This is a genomic window from Bdellovibrio sp. SBM16, assembly GCF_056175625.1.
This window is the reverse complement of record NZ_JBJKJG010000001.1, coordinates 395684-420752: the sequence shown is the minus strand read 5'-3', so window position 1 is coordinate 420752 and position 25069 is coordinate 395684. Positions and strand designations below refer to the sequence as shown.

Genomic DNA, 25069 nt, shown 5'->3' with positions numbered 1-25069 from the left:
ATCAAAGGAAATCATGTGGCCACTTTCGATCTAATTATCAAAAATGCGGATATTGTTACATTCTCAGATTTACTGAACCAGATGGTCCAGGAAAAAACCGACATCGCAGTAAAAGACGGAAAAATCGCAAAGCTTGGCACCTTAAACGCAGGCGATGCCGCCAAAGTGATTGATGCCACTCACCTGACGGTGCTTCCTGGGGTGATCGATTCGCAGGTGCACTTTCGAGAGCCTGGCTTAACCCACAAAGAAGATATCGAATCTGGTTCGCGCGCTGCAATCTTAGGTGGTGTGACCACATATTTCGAAATGCCCAACACCAACCCGCCAACCACCACCAAACAGTTGTTTGAAGATAAAATCAACATCGCCAAAGAAAAATCATCGGCTAATTTCGCTTTTTTTATCGGTGGCGGTTCAGACAATGTTGAACAGCTGGCTTACTTAGAAAAACTTCCGCACTGCTCGGGCATTAAAATTTTCTTAGGCAGTTCGTTTGGCACGCTGTTAGTTGATCAGGATGAGCTGTTAGAAAAAATCATGAAATCTGGCAAACGCCGTTTAGTGATTCACGCCGAAGATGAAGCCAGACTTAAAGAGCGCAAACAAATCGCCATCGATGCCGGTAATGCCAATGTTCACCATATCTGGCGCGACGAAGAAAGCGCACTGATCGCGACTAAAAAATCCGTGCACTTTGCCGAAAAACACCAGCGCCCTGTTCACATCTTGCATATTTCATCCAGCGAAGAGATGGCGTTTTTACGTGAACATAAAAAATTTGCCACAGTTGAAATTCTACCGCAGTACTTAACTCTTACAGCCCCTGAGTGCTACGAACGTTTAGGATCTCTGTGGCAGCAGAATCCACCGATCCGCGACAAACGCCACATGGAATTTTTATGGAAAGCTGTCTTGGATGGAACTGTTGATGTGATCGGCTCTGATCACGCCCCTCACACTTTAGAAGAAAAAGCCAAACCTTACCCGAACTCGCCATCGGGTGTACCGGGCGTGCAAACACTGGTGCCGTTAATGTTAGATCAGGTAAACAGAGACAAATTACCACTGAAAAAATTTGTAGAACTTGTGACAGAAAACCCGCGCAAAATTTTTAATCTACAAAACAAAGGCCGCATTCAGGTTGGCTACGATGCCGATTTTACCATTATCGACATGAAAAAAGAAAAAACCGTCGAAAAAAAATGGCTGGCCTCTAAAACTGGATGGTCGCCGTTCGAAGGGCAAAGCTTTAAAGGCTGGCCAGTGATGACTTTACTTAAAGGCGAAGTCGTTGTTGACGGTGATACGTTACTAAAACCACGCGCAGGAAGTGCCTGTGACTTCGGATTCTAGTAAGCCAGCTAAACAACCACCTAAATCCCCGAAAGGTCAGGCGGTTTCACTGTTTTTTGGTGGCTTGCTGCCGGTTATTGCCTTTACCGTGATCGAAGAAAAGTACGGGCCGCAGGCAGGTTTAATCGCCGGTCTTACTTTTGGTGGCGGCGAAATCATCTATGAACTGATCCGCTATAAAAAAGTAAGTCAGATCACCTGGATCGGAAACGGTTTACTTTTAGGCTTGGGTCTGATTTCACTGTTTTTTAACGATGGTATCTGGTTCAAACTGCAACCAGCCATCATGGAATTCGGCATGTTTGTTTTTCTGTTAGGGTCATGGCTTTTTAAAAAACCGTTCTTACGGATCATGATTGAAAAACAAAACCCAGAAATGCCGCAAGTGTTTAAAGATAACCTGGGCGGCATCACGTTTAGAATGTCGTTGTTCTTTTTAGCACACGCGGCACTTGCCACCCATGCGGCTTTTTTCTGGTCAACCGAAGCCTGGGCGATTTTAAAAGGCCTAGGCCTTATCGCTTCGATGATCGTGTACATGATTCTTGAAATGTTCTTAATGAAAAGAAAATTGCGCCGTTAGTTGCGCAAATAAAAAAAGCCCACATTTTACAATGTGGGCTTTACACAAATTTTCAACTTCGAGTTTTAACCAAAGTGCCTTTTTTAGAGGGCAGATTAGTTACAACGACGTAATTGGAAGTGGTATAAGATACCAGCGCTGATGTCGATAGAGTCAACGATCATCATAGTTTGGTCCATACGAGAGTTAGACATTGCTGTCGCGTTAGCGTTGATAGCAAAGATAACTTCTTTAGAACATGCAGACCAGATTAAGTTAGAAGCGATAAGTTTGTTGTTGATGTGGAAAGAGTCAGCTTGTGGACCTTGGAAACGTTTTTGGAAAACCGGACCACGAGAACCAGCGTAGAAGTACTCAGCACGGAATTCATTGTAAGCGCCCATACCTGGGATCGCATTGAAACCACGGTAGTCAACGCCGATTAACGCTACAGAGTATCCGTTTGGAACACGTACTGGAACGCGTAAGTTACAAGATTTACGGTCAATACGACGACCTGTTGTATTACCTGCTTCAGCCGCGAAACTGTCGAATAATACTGACATAGTAGTACCGTCACCAGTTACAGAGATAGAAGCTGATCCTGCAGGACAACCGTTACCGCCGTAAGCTGGTTCGCCTAGGCTGATTCTTGATGCTTCTGCCGATGCAGATGCCATAACGATTGCTGATAAAACTAGCAATGATTTTAATGCTTTCATGTGTGATTCCCCCATTTGTAATCGCGGCTTTCGCGATTGTTATTGTTAATTTGTGTGACGTTCTGGCTCTTGGCCAAGAAACGTCAGCGACGAAGAACACTAAAGCAATCGCTTTGCCAAGATTTTTGAGGTCAAAAGGATACTGAAATAATTACGTTGCATCACCGGGGGAACAGTTATGTAACAGTAGTGATTTTTGTCACCACTGTATTATTAAGACACTTTGTCTTATGAAAAAGTGAAATGAGGGGAAAAGATTTTTTAAAGACTATGGGATTACGCGAATCTCACCTGTCGAACCGGTGCGCACGGTAATTGTTCCCGCTGCATTCTCAGATCCATGCGTTAACTGTAGCGTGCCATTTGCGGTGGCGACAAATATTCCCTCAATCCGCGCCAGATAGTAAGTGTTAGTCGCCTGCACCGAAGTACCCGTCACACTATCACCGGATGAAGTAATCGATCCGTGAAATACTGCCGCCGTACCATCGGCAGCAATCGGAATAATCGCTACGGCAGATAATGTGCCCGTCGGAGCTGTTAGACCAAATTCAGGCCCGTACTGCGTATTTGAACTTCTAAAAATTATCGTGAACGAAAATTTATAAGTCACTCCGTTAGTCACCGCAAAGGACATACCTGTCGTAGCCACTGGAGTGGTATTTGTGGTTGCCTGATCTGCGGTTTTTCGAACCGTTGATACCGGATCATTCGTCGGAATCCACGAAGCTCCGTTGTAAACCAGTAACTGGCCCGTGGTAGGCGCTGTCGCATCCACATTTACGCCTCTGATTTTTTCAACTGTCATGGCATTACTGCCCGCTGTCGAAGTCACATCACCGGTCATTGCAGGAAGTCGGGCCGTAGCTAATGTGCCGGTGGCCGAGGCCGAACCTAAATCAATCGTACTTGCAGTAGCAAAGGTACCTAAACCTAAATTCGTGCGCGCAGTCGCCACATTGGCTAAATCAGATAAGTTATTTGATCGAACCACAGTGGTGGCACTGTTGGCCGGAGAAAAACCTAACACCTGCGCAATGGCAGCGGCCGATGACGTGATTTTGCTGTTAAACGTTGTCCAGTCAGCCGAAGATAAATAACCGCTAACTGACGATGTGGCCACCGGCATTGATAATGTTGGGTTAGAGCCACCTGTTGTCTGTAACGGTGCCGTTACCGCAACCGCTGAAACGATACCGCCAGACCCCACATCGGTTGCACATGACCACGCTGAGCCGTTAAACGATAAATACTGGCCGGCAGAACATGTCGGGACTGCACGGTTAATAATATTAGTTCCGTTATATTGTAAGATGTGGCCGTTGGCGATCGCCGCAAAACTTACACCCGTGTTTTGTACTCGAGTTACGGTGACACTTGAAGCCACACCTGAGATATCTCCACTGACTGCAATATTTTGGCAGGCAAATGTAGAGCTGACACTGTTCCAGTACATGGTCTGCGCCGTTGTGCAGTTTGCTGAAGCGACATAGGTATTGAACGCCGATGATTGCAGGGCACCGGTGATACGAGAATCATCACCGGCAGCAACTGTTCCGGCCACCGTGCCTACCTCTAGCAAAGCTGCTGCGCCTAACCCTAAATTAGTGCGGGCCACAGTTGCCGAAGCAAGATCAGATAAGTTATTCGAAGCCGACAGTTTATTATTAAACGTTGTCCAATCAGCAGATGATAAATAACCGTTCGTAGAACCGTTAGCTTGCGCCATTGATAGAGTTGGGGTTGTACCACCCGTTGAAGAAATCGGCGCCGTAACATTGACTGCAGTGACTGCCCCAGCACCCACATCGGTCGCACACGACCAAGCAGAACCGTTAAAAGTTAAATATTCGCCAGCACTGCAAGTAGGTACTGCGCGGTTTACAACATTTGTTCCGTCAAATTGTAATAAATGATTATTGGCAAGCGAAGCAAAGCTAACACCTACACCTTGCACTTTAGTTACTGTTAAAGAATTACTGCCTGCCGGCGAATTCACATCACCGGTAAACGAGGGTAATCGTGCATTGGCCAAAGTTCCGGTTGCCTGAGCCGTGCTTAAATCAACCGAGTTGGCTATTGCTAAACTGCCTAAACCTAAATTTGTGCGTGCAGCCCCTGCTGACACCACATCACTTAAATTATTGCTGCGTTTAACAACTGCAGCATCATCAGCCGGTGTGTAACCAAGGGCAGATACGATCTGCCCGCTGGTCACGCCAGCCCCTGCAGACCAAGATAAATTACCATTACCATCGGTTTGTAAAACTTCACCGGGGTTACCGTTGCTGTTGGGAAACACTAAAGAAAAACTGGTAAACGTATTTGGTGCACTGATTGTTAAGATATCAGACGGAGAACTTCCGTATAAAAATAAATTTCGTATCGAAGCACCGGTGGCTGCAAAATTTGAAGCGACAACATTGCCGCTGCCATCACGCATAACTAATGTACTTGGTGTCGCTAACGCCGAAGCCGAGGTAACCGTCGTGACCGCACCGGCCACAGCCGCGGCCGACTTACCGCCGACATTAGATACAACTGTTGCTGCCGCATTGCCGGTGACATCACCGGAAAACGCCGTGGCACTTGTCATTGCCCCAGAGATGTGTGAGGCATCTAACACCACCGCACCTTGTTGACCGTTCACGCTGACCACAGGACTACTGGCCACGAAAGTCATCGGTACATACTGTGACCCGTTATAACCTAAGACCTGGCCTGAAGTCGGAGCTGTTGCGGCCACGGTCACACCACGGATTCCGGCCACAGTTGTTGCCGACTGTGTGCCGGTGACATCACCGCTAAGGCTTCCAGAAAAATTACTGGCAGATCCTGCTGTTGTCGCTGTTGTTGCACTGTCGGCAATGCCGTTCACCGCTAAATTATGTAATCTATTAAATCGCGTGGCATTTGCCAGTAAAGTTTCTAAGTTAGTTTGATTTAACGACGTCGCTGCGTTTTGCACTAAAATATCAGATGCGACTTTACCACCGACTGATTCGGCATGAATAGCGTAAGGGGCTGCACGCTGATTAAAATCAGCGACCACAAGTACAGCGTTAATCGTAGCCCGCATACGTAAAATACGTTGATCACCTGCGGCTGGATTGTACGTCTGGGCAGAACTGATTATCGCATTGTTACTATCAACACATGTTAAATTGTTTTTTGCCGCTGAGTTATCATAGACAGAAAGTAAAGTCGTAAGGCCTGGGTCATAACCAGCAGGTGTTCCCGAACCTAAAGTTAACGTAATCGCTCCACTCACCACGTTTTGGCTGGTAAAACTTTCTTCACGCAACACGCACCCGTTTGGTGATAAGACCTGTAAAACAATCGAGGCGTTGCTATCATCAGGATAAACACCTGATGGATCTCTCAACTTAAGTTGCACCGGCACACCCATATCCGCAGCATGTGCAAAGGCTGCGGCAAAAACCATCGTAATTAACAACTTCAGCTTATTCATATTTTACTTCTACTGTCCAACCGTTAGGTAAGGTTTTTTGTTCGACGGGATCGGTGTTGTCGTTGGCCACTTGCCAACCGTTTTGCGTAGTTACGACTTCACCATATTTAACATGACTATCTGGAGTAAGGGTCGGAAGCTCTACCGGGGTAATGGCCGTGCCCGGAGCAAAACCGGAATCAGCCCCTGGACCTGAACAGGCTACCAAAAATAAAAATGGAATAATGAGTAAAATTTTTAACATTTTCTCCCCTGCGATCTCAATAAATTCTATCGAACCCAGACGGCAATTTATATCAATTTTTGTGACAGCAATTCAAAACTCATACAATGGTCATGTTTTTTCAAATTGAGACATACGACCTGAGTACTGTCTAGGAATTTACTGCCTCTTAACACGTGGAGATTTCTTAACAGAAACTTATCTGATGCGATGAATGATCATCATGCGGTTACCGACTGATGTAGCAGTACCGGTTGAAGTATTCCAACGAATTTCAATCGCCTGCGAACCGTCAACCGTCACTTCACCGATGACCGACTGATTGAGCGTTAAGGCCGCCGCATTAAGTCCCACCGCCACGCGTGGCGTGGTCTGAGTCTGCGAGTTGGCTAACACAACACCACCGGCATAAAGAGACATATTGATCATGGCGCCATTAGAGCCATGACTTACAGAAGTCGTAAAATACACCTGATATGTGCCTGCCGGCGGCGTTAACGTCATGCCGGTCATCAGCACATCGGTTGTTGATGTGGTGGTCAGATTTCCTGATGTGCTTACCATCGTCGTGGCCGGATTTAAAATGGTGTTGAGCTGCCCTTGTAATTTACCAATGGCCACAAGCACCGAATCAGCAGCGGTAACCGCCGTAGCCGTTGCCGCAGAAAATCCCGTGAGCACTGTACCTAAAACTGTTGTAGCAAAGTTAGTCACCTGCGTAGAAACAATTGAAATCAGATTCTGATTAACCGCAGTTACGCGCCCCTGCGCATCGGTTGTCACCGTTAATGATTTATCTGCGGCCCCGTAAGCACTTGCGGTACCGGTATTTTTTAACGTTAATACTCCGGTATTAGCTAAGGTTGCATCACCAGAAATCACAACTGCTGAAGCTACATTAGAGCCATTGCCGATTAATATACGTCCGTTGGTTAACACATTTGTCACCGGAGTAAACCCCAGCGCCGTCGTCACATCAGAGCTTGTCAAAGAACTTCCGCTGGTGACGCGGCCTTTGGCATCGACTGTAACTTTAGTGTACGTACCGGCATTTACACCCGAGTCAGCCAACACCAGCGAATTATAAACACCAGAAACATCTCCGGCAAAATTAGTTGATGTTGATAAAGCATTGGCGATACGTGCGTCATCACCAGCGGCCACTGTCCCTGCGGTAGTTCCCACATTTAAAATCGCGGCTGCACCTAAACCAAGATTACTGCGCGCCACGGTAGCCGAAGTTAAATCTGATAAGTTATTGGCTTTTTGGGCGTAACTGCCAGACACGGCCTCGCTGGCCGGTGTATACCCCAGAGCCGCAATCACTGCAGCACTGGTGGCGGCCATTTTATTATTAAACGTGGTCCAATCTGCACTTGCTAAGTAGCCGTTCGTTGAAGCGTTGGCTTGCGCCATAGATAAAGTTGGCGTCAAACCACCGGTTGATGAAATCGGTGCTGTGACATTAACTGCAGTTACCGCAGAACCGGCACCCGTATCAGTAACACATGACCACGCTGTACCGTTAAAAGTTAAATACTCTCCGCCCGCACAGGTCGGTATCGCCCGATTAACAATGTTGACTCCGTCATATTGTAATAAGTGATTATTAGCCAGAGCCGCCGTAAAACTGACTCCAACCCCTTGCACTTTTGTCACTGTTACGTTTGAAGCGGTTCCAGAAATATCACCGCTCACTGAAATATTTTGGCAAGCAAAAGTTGAGCTTACACTGTTCCAGTACATTGACTGGCCAGCTGTGCAGGCTGCTGTCGCGACATAGGCGTTAAAACCTGACTGCGATAAGGCTCCGGTAATACGCGCATCGTTTGTATCTGCAGGCGTATAGCCTAAAGCCGCAATAATCGTTGCACTGGTTGCAGCACCGCCGAGTTGATCGGTTGCACACGACCACACTGTACCGTTAAAAGTTAAATACTCACCGCCGGCACAGGTCGGAATGCTGCGATTAACGATATTACTGCCGTTATATTGTAAAATATGATTGTTCGCGATCGCCGCAAAACTTACACCCACATCTTGAATTTCAGTTACTGCAATATCTTGGCAAGCAAAAGTTGAACTGACGCTGTTCCAGTACAGGCTTTGTGTTGTTGTGCAATTAGCAGATGCAACGTAAGCATTAAAACTTGTTTGCGATAGCGCACCGGTAATTCTGGTATCGTTTGTATCGGCCGGCGTATACCCTAACGCCGAAATAATACTGGCACTGGTTACACCACCTGGGGCTACCCAGCTTAACACCCCACTGCCATCGGTTTGCAGCATCTGCCCGGCAGCGCCGTCATCAACCGGTAAAGTTAAAGTGTAGTTGGCAAATGCATTGGCTGATTTAATGCGCACATAATTGGTGTTTGTCGCTTCATAAAGATAAATATTCTGAGTCGAATTATTTGTCGCTGACATCGTGCTGGCCGAAATGTTTCCCGAGCCATCACGGCGCACTAACATGTTGGCCACACTTGTCGCTGTGGCTGAATTCACATCATTAACAGCTGTTGCAACCGCCGCCGCGGTTTTTCCGCCCACCGTAGATACAACAGTTGCCGAAACATTACCGGTCACATCACCTGTAATCGCCGTTGCACTGGTTACAACACCACTGATGTCTGAAGCATTTAATACTACAGCCCCGGTTTTTCCGTTAACACTTGTTACCGCAGCAGCTACAGGCGTTGTCGGAACATATTGGCTGCCGTCGAAAGTTAAAACCTGCCCCACGGTAGGAGCAGTGGCTGATATATTTACGCCACGTAAGCGGCTAACCACGGTGGCAGATTGTGTGCCTGTCACATCACCTGATAATGAACCCGAAAAATTAACGGCGTTGGTGGCGTTGGTGGCATTGACGGCGTTGGTGGCGTTAGTCGCATTGGTCGCCGAGATCGCCTGCCCCGTTGTCGCAATATTTAATAAATTCGTGTAGCGTGTGCCATCAGCCAGCAGCGCTTCTAAGTTGGCTTGATTTAATTGGGTGCCGGTATTTCTTGTTAAGATATCCACACCGGATTTGCCACCGACCGATTCGGCCTGAATGGCATACGGTGCTGATTTCATATTAAAGTTAACATTAATCGTATCAGCGCCAACCGATGTCGTGACCCGTAAAACACGCCAATCACCGGCATCAGGAGTGTATGTCTGACCGCTGGCTATAATCACATTGTCGGCATCGACACATTTTAAGCCGGTTTTTGCAACCGAGTTATTATAAACCGCATTTAAAGTTAAACCCGGATCATCCGCAGCCACTAAAATTCCTGCCCCCAGAGCTAACGTTAAAAAACCATCATTAACATTTTGGTTGGTAAATTCTTCTACACGTAACACACAGCCGGTTTTAGAAAGAATTCTTAACGTTACCGTTGATAATACTGTGGTTGGATAACTCATATCCGGCGCACGTAAACGCAACTGCACCGGCACACCCATATCTGCCGCGTACACTGAAAAATTTAAGCTTAAGAAAGCAAAAATCAGTAAGAATGTCTGTGATTTCACGTACTGTTTTTTAAACATCGTACAACTCATCGACAGTTTCAGACTAAAGTTGAGGCAAATATTAAGAAATTATGATGATACCCGGTTTGCAGTGACTTCAGTTTTTTTGTCTCATTTTGAGACGAGCAATATTAGAAATATTAACTTTTGATTTGTTTTTAACAGCATGAGTTATGCTATTATTTTGCATTTGAATCAGTTAACGCTTTTTCTAAACGCTCTAACCGTTTTTCTAACTCTTGATTTTTTTGTTCAGCTTGTTCAACACGTTTTTTCAACTCTGCGTTTTCTTCCTGGATCGAAGCAATTTCACGCGTGTTAGCTTCACTGCGATCGAACAACTTCTGCAGACGTGCATTGAATTCTTTAAATGCCTGAATAAGCGGAGCTACCAGCACGGCATAATCCACTTTTTTAAAGCCTGTGGCATTATCTGTTACCACCGCTGTCGGAAATACTTTTTCTACGTCTTGCGCAATTACACCGATATCGTGGCGCTTAGGGCTTGCAGATTTATTATTCCAGTCAAACTCAACACCACGAAGCGATAACACTTTATCAAGCGCATACGGGATTGGCTTAATATTTTCTTTTAAGCGGATATCCGAAGAACAGTTCGTTCCACCGGCACCGTTACCTAATGTACAATCGGTCGAGCCCTGCACACGTAAGTTACCGACGACGTGTAATCTTTCTGTTGGTGAGCCGGTAAACACACCTACTCTGCCGTTGTTCTTCACAAAGAACGCCGGATCATGCGTACCTGCATTGTTGTAATATATGGCCATGATATCAGAGCCACCGGCGCCGGCATGAATCGAAAACGCGCGCTTTGTAGAAGCTGTCGACTGGCGAATATCTACATCTGAATCCGGACGCTCTGTCCAGATATCAGAGCCGTTAGAAGAGGCTAAACGTGCTCCACCAGAAACTTCTAGTTTGTAAGCCGGAGTAACCGTACCGATACCGACATTGCCAGTTGCGGCTTTAACCACAAGGGCGTCAAGTCCCGCACTGACATCCGTAAGGACAAACGCATCGGCATAGCCGGCTTTAGTGCTGATTTTCCAGGTGCGCGCATCGTTTTGTAAAACTACACCAGCATCTGAATCACCCGCATCAGTTTTAATTCGGATGCTGCCGTCACCGGTTGTGCGCACCACATCTAACACTTGTGTTGGCGCAGTCGTATTCACGCCGACATTACCGTTAGACTGTAAAATCGTCATCTTCGCTGAATTACTCATACCGAACTGTAAAGAGTTCGCAACCGTATTCGAAACACCAGTACCGAATGTAAAAGCATTGACCGCTGTTGCCGTATTGCCAAAACCAAAAGTCATAGCACTGGCTGCGTTGGTTAACGTATTACTGTGACCAAATACCGCAACGTTACCTGAAGTACCCGAAACCACATTCGATCGGCCGGCCAAAACCGAGTTCCAGCTAAATCCTGCTAACGAAGTATGAAACACGTTACTCGAGCCAAGAATCAGTAAGGAAGAACCGATACTGCCACCACCGACAATACTGTTAGAATTACCAACCACGTGATTGGCATCATTGGTAAACGTGGTGTTTCCTGAGCCGATCAAGGCTCCGCCATTTACGTGTAAGCTTGCAATCGCTGAAGTTGTTTTAATACTTAAGCCCGCAGAGGTCACACGCGCTCTTTCAGTTGATGAAGCACCTAACACCAGCGCGCCATAGGCCGGCATCACAGATAAATTATCGTCATTAGTTTCAAAACCGACATAACCGGTACGGTCATCTAAATTTGTACGGCGGGTATAAAACTCTAACGAACCTTCGTTACGCTGACCACCGTCTGCCGAGGACTGGGTTTTAATAGAAATAATACCTGATTTATCGTTGGCATTGGTTACCGCCTGGCCGTAGAATTCAAAATTTCCTTCGTTGGTGATATTGAATAATCGGTTGGCTGTCGTTGGTGCTGCCGATGCCACCGTGCCTTTAGCAAACCAGAACTGGCCGGTTGCATCCATGTCATTGATTAAATTCATCGTATCAATAGCACCTGCACCGGTTGTCTTTATCTGCAGACCGACAGCACCCGCGCCTTGGATAGCTACTTTTGCACCTGCAATTGATGCCCCACCAATACCAAGATTGCCAGTGGTGCGGTTAATCGAAAGCACGGTATTTTCCGCACCGGATTCCAATACCCCCATATCCATTGAATTATTCATTGAATGATAACGGATAAATCCGCCGTTCTCGGCCAGATCTTCGGTAAGTTTAATGATCGGACCGCTGGCCGTATCATTACTCGCACTGCGAATTCGCAGGGTCGGGCTAGCCGCTTCGTAAATATCCATTTTATATGACGGCGTACTTGTACCTAAACCAAACTTACCGTCAGAAGTTAAACGCATATACTCGTACAATTGGTAATTCGGCGACGCCGAACGCGAATGAACAAAACGCAAATCATCACCCACATCATCACCGTAGAAAATCGTGGTATCGCCGTTATTAGGCGACGTCTGAATCATACCGATGCCGCCGAAATCAGAATCGCCGTTATGTACACGCAAGTTAATCGCCATCGCTGATGCTGAAACTAAGCTGACATCCGGAATATTGCTTGAAACATTCACGGTCCCGCTCACATCAACGGTAAACGCCGGTGCCGTTTTGCCGATACCGACATAGGTTCCGCCGTTTGGTGCGATATTTATAAAACCTTTAGTCGCATGAGTCGTAGAATCTAAAACTAAATTTCCGCCGTTTGCCGTACTACCGTAGAGATACGGCGTAATCATCGAGTTCGTAGCCGTGATTGATACACCTTGGATATTTGACGAGGTGATGATCGTGCCCGAGGCATTGATGTTACCTGCCACACCTAATCCACCGCGCACCACAAGTGCTCCGGTCGATGAGTTCGTTGAAGCGGTAGTGGCAGAGACGATCACACTACCCGTGCCGTTATTCGGGTAAAGCATGATATTGCCGGCATTAGAAATCAGATCGGTATTATCCAGAGTGCCCGGTGATGCCACGGTCGCAATCGCACGGCGCACGTTAGCACCATTTGTGATGTAATAATTAAAACCATCATACTCGATTGCACCGGATGCCGGTGATGATAGTAATGTGCCTGAAGTAAGCTTTAATGGCGCCGATGCAACTGAACCTGCAGCCAAATGCAAACGAGCACTCGGAGTATCTAGACCGATACCGATGTTACCGAATTGATCCAGCACCATTTGGTTTGTATTTAAAGTTCCGTTACCTTTGGTTCTGATGATAAGCTGTTTGTTAGTACCATCCCAACGGATATTACCAAAATTATTACCGTCATTTCCTAAAAATAACTGCGTGCTTCCCGTACCTGAAGCGCCGATCACCGCCGCGTTGTTCGCAGAGAGGACACCGATATCATCACCGACAACTAATTTATGATTTGGATTTGTGTTGCCGATACCGACGTTGCCTGAAGAACTAATACGCATCCTTTCAAAGGCCCCGTTGGTGTGAAAACGAATAGATGAGTTCGATTGCCCAGCGGTGATGTTTAAACCTAAAGTGGATATTCCCAAACCGTAAGTTGGCACTCCAGCATTACTCCAAAGCGCAATTTTGTTATTTAATTCTTCTAAACTGCTTGGTGTGCCCGTGTGATAACTATTGTTTAAATCTAAAATAGATAATGGTGAGGTCGTGCCGATACCGACACTGCCAGAAGAAGTGATCGTCATACGCGGAAAACTATTCACGCTGGCAATGCTGTTGTTGGCGCGTGCATAAAAAATTATTTTGCCGCCAAAACCATCTGTACCGCCACTGCCTTCAGTCAACACTGTCATTGCCGCTATATTCTTACTGGTTGCGCTGACACCGTTGTTTGGCATGTGCCATAATAAACGTCCAGCAGATTCATTGGCGGCGACCGTAGCTTTAGGATTTACAAACTCTAATCGTCCGTCAGAAGACCCATCGGTGCCATTGCCTGAAATTGTTAAAACCCCGGCATTACCATTACTTCCTCCCATATTTGGAGTGTCGGTCCCGATACCGACATTGCCGCTGTTGTAATGAATACTTGTTCCTGACGTTACCCATTGTGAGCTAGTGATTGCAGCAAAACTTGCCACCATGTTATTTGCAAAAGTAGTAAAACTTGTTGCCGTCATCGTCGAAAAATTTTCTAGCGTTGATGACAACGTTGTTACGCTGACTGCGTTGGCCGGAACAAACCCTAAGGCCGTATTAACTGCGGCACTGGTGGCATTAAGTTTATTTGAAAAACTCACATAATCGGCATTTGATATTAAGCCCGCGGTAACTGAGCCAGTGGCTGAGGCGAGCGGAATGTTTAACGTATGCACACCGCCAACTGTGTTAAATGCCGGTGCATTACCGGCAGTGCCATTAGCAAATGTTTGCGTGTTACTCGCGGAACCATTCAGCAATGTTAAACCCGCACCTGATACTCCAAACGCGGCCCACGAAGACCCGTTACAGTACTCAACCGCACCAGCGTTGTAACGAAGTGTCCCCGCCAACGCCGCAGAACATGATGCCGCTTCAGCACCGATACGCACGCCACCCGATACATCTAAACGGGTTACCGGCGTAAATGTACCTATACCCACACTACCAGAAGCGGTCACGACAAATGGCGTACTCCACGCAGTGCCGTTCCAAAAAGAAGCTTCAAAATTATTACGCCGCGTAGGCGCTGCGTTCTGATCACCGATACTTCCGACCGACCAGCCTTTATTATTACCGGTCGGATTTGCACTGCCCAGAGTTTCTGAAGCCGTGCCACGTTTAGAAAAATAACGAACCGATGCGCCTTGGGTGTCTGATCCAGATAAATTGATATGCACCGAAGCCGTACTGCTGACAATTTCAAGAAGAGACATCGGTGTACTTGTACCAATACCGACAAAACCAGAATTATAATAAATTTCATCACCATTAGCTGACCACTGCGACGAAACCAGTGCCGCCAGCGAAGCTGATAAGCCCGACACCGTTGTTGAAATTCCTGAGACTGATGCGGCTAACGACGACACGGTCGCAGAAACCGCAAACACAGATGACGATACCGAGCTTACGGTTGCATTCGTCGTTGTTAACGACGAAGATAAAGCGGTCACACTTACTCCGTCGGCCGGTGTGTAACCTAAGGCAGTAATCACCGAACCCGAGGTGACTGAGCCTGAGCCACTGCCAGCCGCGATACAAGAAAAACTTGCGCCGTTAAAAGTTAACGCTTCACTTACCCCGCAAGTTGTAACATTTGAAATCTGCACGAAGTCAGAAGATTCCATGCCGTTTAGTTTTTGTGAATCATTGGCATACATTGCGTACGGCACGGCATTGATCGACATGGCTGGCAAGGTTTGCCAGCCATTGCCGTCGTTAAATTGCATCACGATTTTTCGTGAATCCGTTGCAAGCGGTGTGTACACCGCCGGAGGACCACCGCCGGTATCACAGGCCATGTTCGGCGTGATATTAGAAAAAATCTGTTCAAACGTTGTAGCAACCAACGGGTAGGTTTTAACCCCCGCTCCCAGCGAGAAAGAAATCAACCCGCCGGTATTGGCCATATTTACATTCGAATAGGTTTCAGAATATAAAATACAGGTTGCGGACGGATCAAGAATGGTAAATTTAAACTGTGTACTGGTGGCTTCAAGAGGATAGCCATCCGGTTTTACGATCTTTGCCTGATAGGTAGTGCGTGACGGACCGGCAAAAGCCGATAAAGTGTTTAACAACATAAACACAAAAACAAAAAACAGATTTTCAGTCTTCCGCCAACGTGGATGATTCACGTCAAACCTATCGGCGTAAATAGTGATTTTCTAAAGATTTTTCAGCGAAGAATTCTCATCCTGAGACATATTTTGACGAATCACATGCTGAAGCAAATTGTAATACGTGTGATGCATGGTCTTTCTATACATTCTTGTGTTTAGGTGAAAAGCATCGCGAATTATGAATAACCAGTTGATCATACTTTTTTTACTGCTTGGTAAATTGATATTTCCGCCGATAATTGTCGGATCATGCATCGGCGAAATTTTATCCGGCGGCAAAGTTTTAAGCGGCGATAGACCTTTATCTTCATTACCGTCGTAGTAATGTGAAAGCCCTAGATGCTGAATGTAAAAAATATTTTCTCCGTTTGCCAACCGCGATAAATACTGACAAAGCCCCACCAGCACCGGGTTTAACCGCTCAGGCGTTGGCTCACCCATGCGCTCGTAAATCTTACGGTATAAACCGATTTTGTGATTTTTGGTAAAGTTCGGAAAATCGTAACCGGTTAAAATAATTTTTAAATCCGGACGCACAGCCAGGTAACGATCCATGATTTTCTGCACGGTCACGGCAGTTGATTGATAAACAGCTAACTCCTGCTCTTTGGTGAAATTTTTATTCCACACCGCCATCAGATCGTTTCCGCCCATTGATAAATACAGATATTTTAAGCGCGGCGTTTCTTTTAAATATTTAATCACGCGTTGGTCCTGCTTTGACCCGATCCACTCAAAACCGGCCACGCCAAGTTTGGTCGTACGTAAACAACGGTTATCTTCTTTAAGATCAGCATTTACATCCCGGATCATCTTACCCATGCTGTTGTACACACACGGAAAACTGGCCCAGCTATCACCGACGATCAGAATTTTATCTTTCTTACTCATCAGCTCTAACTGATCTTCGATATCCATGGTGGCATCATCAGATTCCTGCATCTGCTCGATCTGCTCGACTGAAATATAATTTTCGTCGATCAATTCAGAAAGATCTTCATAAAGCGGAGTGTCTTGGGCGACATGATAATCGGATGGTTCAGCACAGCCAAACTGTAAGATGACAAAAGCCAGGATAGTGATCCTTGCGATGTAATTCTTCATTCTAATTTTCCCCTGATGTGTTTTCGTTTTCTCACGTAAACATTTTCAGATTAGTAAAATTAGAGCGAATACACTAGGAAAATTTTAGGATTTTTTCAGGATCGGGACCTGTATGCACTTACTCGCATAAAGATGCGTGTTTTTTTACTGGAATAAAACCCATTACATGTTCGGCCAAGGCCGTTATCGTAAGACTAGGATTGACTCCCAGGTTTGACGAGATGATCGAACCATCGCAGACAATTAAATTCTGGTAATTAAAAACCTGGCCCTTGAAATCAACCACACCATTTTGCGCGCCTGTTCCCATCGGCACCCCACCTAAGCAATGCGCCGTCATCGGCACATTCAGAAATATTTCGGTAATCGAAGTTGCCGCCACACCGCCAAGCGCTTGCGCCGACTTCGCGGCAAAACTGTTGGCTGCAGGAATAAAGGTCGGGATGGCTTTACCAAAAGAGACTAATTTTTTACGAAATGGCCAGTACCACGGACGTTTCCATTTCATGGTCAACGTGCTATCGACTGTTTGCATACACAGAAAAATCACGCACTCTTTGGCCCAATCTTTTGGAGAAAGCGCACGTAAAATTTTAATTGGATTTTTTATCAGCTCACGCAACAAAGTAAAAAGCCAGGTCAGGATTCTGGTCCAATCCGCCCGTCCGTGGGTGAGCACTGTTGTCAGTAACGCCATGGCATTTGAACCGGCCGGATACCTCACAGCTTCAATATGCGTGTGTTCATCGATATAGATACCTGAGCCGATCGCAATTCCCTGCGAAAGATCTTCTGTGGTGTGCGGAAAGCGCACGCCTATCAATGACTCGGCATTGGTACGCACTGTTTTGCCTAACTGCGCAGATAGCTGCGGCAATGATCCACAGTCTTTAAGTTTAAATAACAACTCTTGTGTGCCTAACGACGATCCCGCGATAACTACGGCTCGGGTTTTAAAAACTTTACCGGTGTTGGTCACAACCCCATAACCATCAGCACCCTCAGAACTTAACGGTTTGATATCGACGACTTTAGTCTCTGGTAAAATTTCGGCACCAAGTTTTTCTGCCAAATAAAGATAATTTAAATCCAGCGTGTTTTTGGCCCCATGACGGCACCCCACCATACATCCACCACAGGCGATGCAAGATTTGCGGCTCGGACCACGGCCTGCAAAATACGGATCAGCATATTCTTTGCCGGGCGCCTCATTCTCGTGGCCAAAAAAAACGCCGACTTCAGTTGGATAAAAACTTTTTTCTGCTCCGATCAGTTTGGACATTTCTTTAAGCTTATAATCAGCCGGACCAAAAATTTTGTTAGTGGTTACGCCCAACATTTTTTTTGCCGTCGCAAAATGGTCTGGCATGGCCTTTTGCCAGTCATAAAGACCGGCCCATTCACCCTGCTGCCAAACTTTTTCGGGTGGCACCAATAGTGTGTTGGCGTAAGTGATTGAACCACCGCCGACCGCATTGCCATGCAAAACCACAGCATGCCGAAAAAATCTAAGCGCAAAAAATCCACGCCAGCCTAATAACGGCTCCCAGAGCCAATTTTTAAAATCCCAGGTAGTTTTTGGTAAATTCTGACTGTTAAAACGACGTCCTTGCTCGATGACAAGAACAGAATAGCCTTTTTCAGCTAAACGAAGTGCGGCCACACTGCCGCCAAAGCCCGAGCCGACAACGATATAATCGCAATGAAAGTTAAGATTTTTAGTACTCAAGATACCATTAGCCTAAAACGCAAAAAGCCGGTTTTGCAACCGGCTTTTTGTATTTACCTAATGTTAGAAAACTACTGAGTACACCAAGGTAATTCAGGCATGATACCGCAGAAGATTTGGCACATCATTGGATCGCCAAGTGGACACTCGCCTGGTTGGCCCGGTTCGCCTGGAGAAGACTGAACTTTACCTACGTTGATATCTAATGAAGATACTACGTTACCGGCAGCATCAGTACCTTTAACAGTTACTGTACCTTGAGCTTTTGCCGTTAATAAACCTGCTTCAGTGATCGTCGCGATGTTAGCATCTGAAACTTCGAATTTAACTGCACCTTGAGCGTTTTTCACTTTGAATTGTTGAGTCGCATCTACAGCTAAAGTAGTCGCTGCAGGAACCATCCAAGCTTTTTTACCTAATAATGCATCAACAGAAGCTAAAGCATCGATACGGCAGTTACATGCTGTTTCGATTTGTACTTTTGCACCAGTAGATTGCATTAATGAACGGATCTCAGCACCAGTTAATGATGGGTCTTGGGCTTTTAAGAAAGCAACTAAACCAGCAACTAGCGGAGTAGCCATTGAAGTACCAGAAAGGTTTCCGTACTTGTTACCTGGTAGTGTCGACATAATCGCATCACCCGGAGCTGCGATAGATACCATCGCTTTACCGTAGTTTGACCAGTAAGGTTTAGTGTCGCTTGAGTTAGATGCTGCAACCGCGATCATGTTCGCCGTGTTTGAATTTGTTGGGTACATATCAACGTTATCGTTGTTTTTACCATCATTTGCAGCAGCTGCTACGAAGATAACACCAGCATCATCAGCACGCTGAACCGCTTCGATAAGTGGTTGTGCCTGAGATTTCGGAACCGCAGCACCCCAAGATGCAGAGATGATGTGTGCGCCTTTTTCGATAGCGTAGTCGATAGATTTGATACCGTTATTTAAGTCACCAGAACCGTCAGCACCTAAGAAACGGATCGGCATCATTGATACTTCAGGAGAAATACCTTGGATACCGCCATCGATTAAACCAGTAGCACCGATAATACCACCGCAGTGAGTACCGTGACCTGGGTTTTGCGCGCCAGTTAAATCCATTGGATCAGCATCGTTATCACGGAAATCGAAACCTTTAACCATGTTCGGGCTCAATGCCGAGTGGTTATAGTCAATACCTGTATCGATAACAGCTACAACTACAGATTTTTTACCTTTGTTGCCGGCTTTTTCCCAAGCTTGAGGAGCGTTAACTTTCGCTAAAGCATATTGTTCTTTTAAACCAGTGATATCTGCAGGAGCAGAGAAAGCTTTGATTTTGAAGTTAGGTACTACGTACTCAACGTTTTTGTCTCTTAAGATTTCAGCCAATACACGAACTTTTTGGAATTCGTTGATATCAACTCTTAAAAGCTGACCGCGTTTAGAAGTTCTCTCAAGAACTTTTAACCCGTTTGATTCAGTTTGCATGAACACGATATTGTTCAAGCCTTTTTCATTTTTGTACTTAACTAGGTATTCGCCAGCGTTTGCTGAAATCGTAAGTCCTAATGAAGCTAACAACACTAATGCTGTTTTCATTTCCCTCTCCTTGGTGAAATATTTTTGAGCACTAAACTCAGGGTTCCAACTTGGAACCATTTTTTCTTTGAAAGATCGTATCGCTCTAGACCTTTAAAACAAGAAATATTTAAAAAAAAATAAAACTAACGCGGCTAGACCAAGGTTGAGGTAAACCCTTAACGCGCAACACACTCTATATATATGTCATATCTACACGTCGTCATACTAGCCCTTGTCGAAGGCCTTACCGAGTTCTTACCCGTAAGTTCTACCGGCCACCTTATTTTAACTTCGCATTTCTTAGGTTTAAAATCTGATGATTTCCTAAAAGCGTTTCAGATCATCATCCAATTCGGCGCCATCATGGCCGTGGTGGTGATGTACTGGAAACGCTTTTTAAAAGTCGATTTCGAATTCTATAAAAAAATCGCCTGCGGGGCTTTTCCCGTTTTAATCGCCGGCTTTTTATTAAAAGACGTGATCGATCAGTGGTTAGACAGCACATTAATCGTGGCATGGTCGCTGGTGATCGGCGGTATTGTCTTTATCTTGGCTGATGTCTACATCAAACCGACCGAAGGTAAACACCATATTTCGCTAAAAGATTCGATCAAGATCGGACTTATCCAGTGTATTGCATTAATTCCGGGAGTTTCGCGCTCAGGCGCAACCATTCTGGGGGCACAAACACTGCGCTACGAAAAAACATCAGCGGCAGAATTTTCATTTTTCCTGGCAGTTCCGACCTTAACCGCGGCAACTTTATACAAAGCTTGGAAAATCCGCCATATCATAGACAGCACAAATGCACCGCACTTGATCGTCGGAATCATCTTATCTTTTATTTTTGCATGGATTGCCATCAAAGGATTTATCGCTTTTGTTTCGCGCCATGGGTTTAAGTGGTTTGGTTTTTATCGTATAGTGCTAGGACTTTTGGTATTAATGTATGGACAATAATATTTTTCACAACTCTGCGAGTTTTATTTCGACTGAAATGCAAGAACTTCTAAACAGCCAGGTATTGCTGATGGCAAACTGGAAATGGTTAGCTTTAATTGCTGCAACTTTACTGGTTTTATTCATCAATAAATTTTTACGGATCTTATTGGTTAAATTAAAAAAACGCGTTCCGATCACTGAAGAGCGCACGTTCTTTTCTTACTTTATCCAGCAGAATATCGAACGCGGCATCAGCTGGATCTTGGCTGCCCTCATCGGTATGGCGATCGTTGAAAATCTGGAATTACCGCCGAATTTCGAAAAATATTTAATGTTACTTCTTAAAGTAACCTTGGGTTTACACTTTATCCGTATCGCCTATCTTGCCGCCGATGCGTCAGGCTTATTGATCGATCATGTGGCCCGTAGAAAACAATCACAGCTGGGCGACCAGCTCGCCCCACTGGCGACAAAAATGATTAAAATTACGGTTATTATCGTCGGCTGCCTTGTGATTTTACAAAACTTCGGTGTGAATGTTACCGCGATCCTGGCCGGCCTTGGTTTAGGCGGTGTGGCTTTAGCTTTTGCCGCGCAAGATACAGTCGCAAACTTTTTTGGAACCATTACCATCTTATTAGATGCCCCGTTTCGTGTCGGCGATCGCATTAAAGTACAAGATGTCGAAGGTATTGTCGAAGAAGTGGGGTTTAGATCTACCCGTGTACGTACGTTCTATAACACGCTGGTCACTTTTCCGAACTCAGTCGTAGCCAAAGAAAAAATCGACAACTACATGGAGCGCCAGGGCATCTGCCGCTTCCGCCAGGTGTTCGGCTTTACTTACGATGCTACACCGGCGCAGATTGAAGACTTTAAACAGCATGTACATTATCATTTAAAACAGGATGAACGTGTAATTCCTGAGCGTATTGTCGTGCAATTCTTAGAGTTGGCCGAAAGTTCGCAAAATATCCTGATCAACTTCCACTTCCAGATAAAACCGGAAGAAAGCGAAGCCGAATACCTGCATAAATATCTGGTCGAACTCGTCAGCCTGGCACAAAATGCCAAATTAGACTTCGCGTTCCCGACCAGAACCATGATCATGGAGCCGGCCAAACCGGTTCAATAATCGTCGGATTAACCGCGCAAGCTATCGAGCCAGTCGCGGTATTTAATAAATTGGGGATCTGATTCTTCGGACATGACCTGTACGCGTTTTTTCTCTTTTTGGTCTTCAACCAGCGAGCACATCACCTGGTAGAACTGGCCACGGTCTTCAATGCGAACAATAAAATAGCCTGATACCCAGGCCGGGATAATATCGGAAAAATGAATTCCACCCTCTGATAAATCAATGGTGGTGGTTTCGAAATTGTTGGTCTGCCCCAGAACCGTTACTTTAAACGCTTTTTCGATACGTTCGTGTAAACGCGGATGCATAACTTTTTTGGCTTTAACGACGAAGTAATCCGTATCCGTCGTGGTTATCTCGCCAGTGGCGTCGGCACCTAATGCCGGATACCCTTCTTCAAATTTACCTACGGGCGCATAAAGTTCCGGAAACTGTTCACGTGAAACTTTATGCCATTCTTTGCCACCTTTTTTACTGACTTTAACTAACTTTACTTCATTTGAAGATAACGTGTTGATAACAAGCTGAACCTCGCGGTCAGTTAATGAATACAACGTCCAACCTTTTAACGAATTATGTAAAGCCCACATGGTGCACTCCCTTAGATGAAGTAAACTAATTATTTTTTCTTTTTCTTTGCAGGTACCGGTGCTTTCGACGGATCAAAACCCACAGTATTGGCTTTGATTTGTTCTGCTTCTAATTTAATTTTTTCAGCTTCAGCATTGGCTTTTTCTGTTTCAGCCTTAACTTTAGCTTCTTCGGCCTGAGCTTTGAATTTTTCTACCGCTGCCGCCAATGCTTCACGCTCTTCTTTGTATTTAGCAGAGTCTTTTTTCATCTGCTCGATATCGTCCTGGTTCTTTTTAATTTCTGTCTCTAGTGCAGCCTGCGATTTTTTTAACTGCGCGGTTTCATTATTGTACTGGGCGGTATCCTTTAAAAAAGTTGCTTTGGTTTTTTCAAGTTCAGCACGTGATTTTAAAGCCTGCTCTCTTAATTTTTCTTCTTCTTTACGGATGGCCGTAAATTTCTCTTTTTCTTCATTCAATTTAGTCTGGGTCTCTTTCGTTTCTGTTTCAGACTTTTTAACTTCTTCTTTCAGCTTGTTGACATTAGCCGTCGAAGTCTCAATCAGAGTTTTATGTTTGGCCAATTCTGATTCGTTTTTCTTTTTCTCAGCTTCAGTTTTTGCTTTTTCCTGCGCAAGTTTAGCTTCGTTCATTTTTAATTCAGCCTGCGCTTTTTGTGTTTGCGCCTGGGCTTTAACTAAATTCTGCTGCAATGTGCGCTGTTCATTTTGCTGTTCAGCTGATTCTTTGATGGCTTTTGCTAACTCTTCCTGCGCTTTAGCCGTTTCTTTTTCCGTGTTTTTCCACTGAGATTCGGCCTCTTTGGCTGCGGCCTGAGCCTGTTTGGTTTTCTCGCGGGCATCAGCGGTTTGTTTTTTCAGTGTTTCGATTTTTTCGTTAAAAGATTTTGTCTTGGCTTCAAAATCAGCCTGTTGTTTTACTGACTGAGCCTGGTTTCTTTCAGCCTCGGCGATATCCTGTTTCATCTGTGCCAATTCTTTTTCATACTGGGCAGATGCTTTTTTAGATTCTGCTTCTGCTGAACGGGCTTTTTCTAAGGCTTTTTTAGCTTCATTCAAAGCCTGCTCTTGTTTTTTCTTCTCTTCTTCGGCGCGTTTTTTCGCTTCAGCGGCATTTATTTTCGCTTCAGCAGCATCACCGATAGCTTCTTCGGCCTGAATCTGAGTTTCGGTTACATCCGCTGCGTAAATATTTTGAGTTTGAAAAAATAAAACCAATGAAAGAACGAATACTAATCTCGAGAAAGATAACATAAATACTCCAATTTTGTGTGTACGTCTTTATCGTAACTTTCCTGAGTAAAATTGAGTACATAATGAATACATTCAGATCTGAATTATTCACTTAAGTCCAGACAAGAAAACAAACATTATGTTTCTTCAACAGTAAGATCTCTTTTAAAAACCACATCGCGGGTAAATTCATAGCTAAAAAGCAGAGTAAGCGCCGTGTAATAAACCCAAACCAATAACACAATTAACGATCCTGCCGCCCCGTACGAGGACTCAAGTCCTGCCTTGCCTAGGTACAACCCGATCAACTGTTTTCCGACCAGATAAAAAAGCGTACTGATGGCGCCTGAGATCCAACAACTTTTAAATGTGGCTCTATCGGTCGGCACAAAGCGGTAGATCATGGCAAACACCAAAGTAAATACCGCAAAATTCACCGCAAACGAAACCAGGCCCCATAAAAACCCCAGACCATCCGGGTAGATAATGGCAATCACCATGGTAAATAGCATTGAGGCCACGGATAAAAAAGCAAAGCCAAACACCAGCCCTACTGAAAACAATTTATCCTTGATAAAATTCCACACGCCACCTTCTTGCTGCTTCAACGCATGCTCGTTGATTTTATCAAGAGCGATTTTTAAATTCGTAAAAATCGCTGAGGCCGAAATGGCCAGCACCACGACCCCGATCAATCCCGAAACGCCCGTAAGTTTCGGGTTTTTATCTGCACTTTCGATCATCGCTAAAATTGTGGTGGCAATTTTTTCTCCGACCGCCGAAGACAGGCCTTCGTAAATATTTTGCTGTAAGCCCGGCGACAGAAGAGTTGCAAACGATAACGTAATCAATAAAAAGGGAGCTAACGCCAGAGCCGTTGTGTAAGCCAGCGAACTGGCCATGACAAAAATATCGTGCTTACTGGCGTTATCTACAGTCGCACTTAAACGATTTTTTAATTCGATAAATGTTGGTTTCTGCAGTAGCTCCATGATTCATTAAGGCAGCAAACACGAGACCAGTCTCCGCACGCAATTATTTTAGCTTCGCAAACGACAACTTCCCAATTCGCCACACGAGACTACTCATCCGGCCTGAATCCCTG

15 protein-coding genes are annotated in these 25069 nt (G+C 45.3%); 4 read left to right on the top strand and 11 right to left on the bottom strand.

Annotation, left to right across the window (positions count from 1 at the left end; genetic code table 11):
* The first annotated feature begins 15 nt into the window (after positions 1-15).
* Together AC04MM_RS01910 and AC04MM_RS01905 are read left to right on the top strand one after the other, a co-directional pair.
* Positions 16-1356 (top strand): dihydroorotase, encoded by a 1341-nt coding sequence (locus AC04MM_RS01910; protein WP_475378620.1) that lies wholly within the window; start codon positions 16-18, stop codon positions 1354-1356.
* Positions 1340-1939, top strand: a complete 600-nt coding sequence (locus AC04MM_RS01905; RefSeq protein WP_475378619.1) for an inner membrane-spanning protein YciB — start codon at positions 1340-1342, stop codon at positions 1937-1939. The genes AC04MM_RS01910 and AC04MM_RS01905 overlap by 17 nt, the downstream gene beginning before the upstream one ends.
* Positions 1940-2034: 95 nt before the next feature.
* Here the strand turns inward: AC04MM_RS01905 and AC04MM_RS01900 are convergent, their stop codons facing one another.
* From AC04MM_RS01900 to AC04MM_RS01865, 8 genes are all read right to left on the bottom strand, one after another.
* On the bottom strand, positions 2035-2640 hold the full coding sequence (locus tag AC04MM_RS01900) for a DUF4360 domain-containing protein (RefSeq protein WP_475378618.1): 606 nt from the start codon (positions 2638-2640) through the stop codon (positions 2035-2037).
* A gap of 268 nt (positions 2641-2908) precedes the next feature.
* Positions 2909-6112 carry a beta strand repeat-containing protein gene (locus tag AC04MM_RS01895; protein WP_475378617.1) on the bottom strand — a complete coding sequence of 1068 codons (3204 nt, stop codon included), beginning with the start codon at positions 6110-6112 and terminating at the stop codon, positions 2909-2911.
* On the bottom strand, positions 6105-6356 hold the full coding sequence (locus AC04MM_RS01890; protein ID WP_475378616.1) for a hypothetical protein: 252 nt from the start codon (positions 6354-6356) through the stop codon (positions 6105-6107). The genes AC04MM_RS01895 and AC04MM_RS01890 overlap by 8 nt, the downstream gene beginning before the upstream one ends.
* A 177-nt stretch (positions 6357-6533) precedes the next feature.
* Complete coding sequence (locus AC04MM_RS01885; protein ID WP_475378615.1) at positions 6534-9875, bottom strand: beta strand repeat-containing protein; 3342 nt, start codon at positions 9873-9875, stop codon at positions 6534-6536.
* 161 nt (positions 9876-10036) lie between these two features.
* Positions 10037-15673, bottom strand: a complete 5637-nt coding sequence (locus AC04MM_RS01880) for a tail fiber domain-containing protein (protein ID WP_475378614.1) — start codon at positions 15671-15673, stop codon at positions 10037-10039.
* A 30-nt stretch (positions 15674-15703) separates the two neighbouring features.
* A complete protein-coding gene (locus tag AC04MM_RS01875) occupies positions 15704-16762 on the bottom strand; it encodes an SGNH/GDSL hydrolase family protein (RefSeq protein ID WP_475378613.1) in 1059 nt (352 codons plus the stop codon).
* Positions 16763-16880: 118 nt separating this feature from the next.
* The gene (locus AC04MM_RS01870) at positions 16881-18491 is read right to left on the bottom strand and encodes a GMC oxidoreductase (protein ID WP_475378612.1); all 1611 of its coding nucleotides are present in this window, start codon (positions 18489-18491) and stop codon (positions 16881-16883) included.
* A 71-nt stretch (positions 18492-18562) separates the two neighbouring features.
* Positions 18563-20077, bottom strand: a complete 1515-nt coding sequence (locus tag AC04MM_RS01865; RefSeq protein WP_475378611.1) for a S8 family serine peptidase — start codon at positions 20075-20077, stop codon at positions 18563-18565.
* A 183-nt stretch (positions 20078-20260) separates the two neighbouring features.
* Between AC04MM_RS01865 and uppP the strand changes: the two genes are divergently transcribed.
* Together uppP and AC04MM_RS01855 are read left to right on the top strand one after the other, a co-directional pair.
* Positions 20261-21019 carry an undecaprenyl-diphosphatase UppP gene (gene uppP, locus AC04MM_RS01860; RefSeq protein WP_475378610.1) on the top strand — a complete coding sequence of 253 codons (759 nt, stop codon included), beginning with the start codon at positions 20261-20263 and terminating at the stop codon, positions 21017-21019.
* Between the two features lie 37 nt (positions 21020-21056).
* Positions 21057-22136: a mechanosensitive ion channel family protein gene (locus AC04MM_RS01855; protein ID WP_475378609.1), complete on the top strand. Its 1080-nt coding sequence runs from the start codon at positions 21057-21059 to the stop codon at positions 22134-22136.
* Between the two features lie 8 nt (positions 22137-22144).
* On the opposite strand, the gene AC04MM_RS01850 is transcribed toward AC04MM_RS01855, so the two are convergent.
* The 3 genes from AC04MM_RS01850 to AC04MM_RS01840 all read right to left on the bottom strand — a co-directional run bounded on the left by AC04MM_RS01850 (position 22145) and on the right by AC04MM_RS01840 (position 24956).
* Positions 22145-22729 carry a PilZ domain-containing protein gene (locus AC04MM_RS01850; protein ID WP_475378608.1) on the bottom strand — a complete coding sequence of 195 codons (585 nt, stop codon included), beginning with the start codon at positions 22727-22729 and terminating at the stop codon, positions 22145-22147.
* A 29-nt stretch (positions 22730-22758) separates the two neighbouring features.
* The gene (locus AC04MM_RS01845) at positions 22759-23985 is read right to left on the bottom strand and encodes a hypothetical protein (protein ID WP_475378607.1); all 1227 of its coding nucleotides are present in this window, start codon (positions 23983-23985) and stop codon (positions 22759-22761) included.
* Between the two features lie 116 nt (positions 23986-24101).
* Positions 24102-24956 carry a YihY/virulence factor BrkB family protein gene (locus AC04MM_RS01840; protein WP_475378606.1) on the bottom strand — a complete coding sequence of 285 codons (855 nt, stop codon included), beginning with the start codon at positions 24954-24956 and terminating at the stop codon, positions 24102-24104.
* Between the last annotated feature and the right edge of the window lie 113 nt (positions 24957-25069).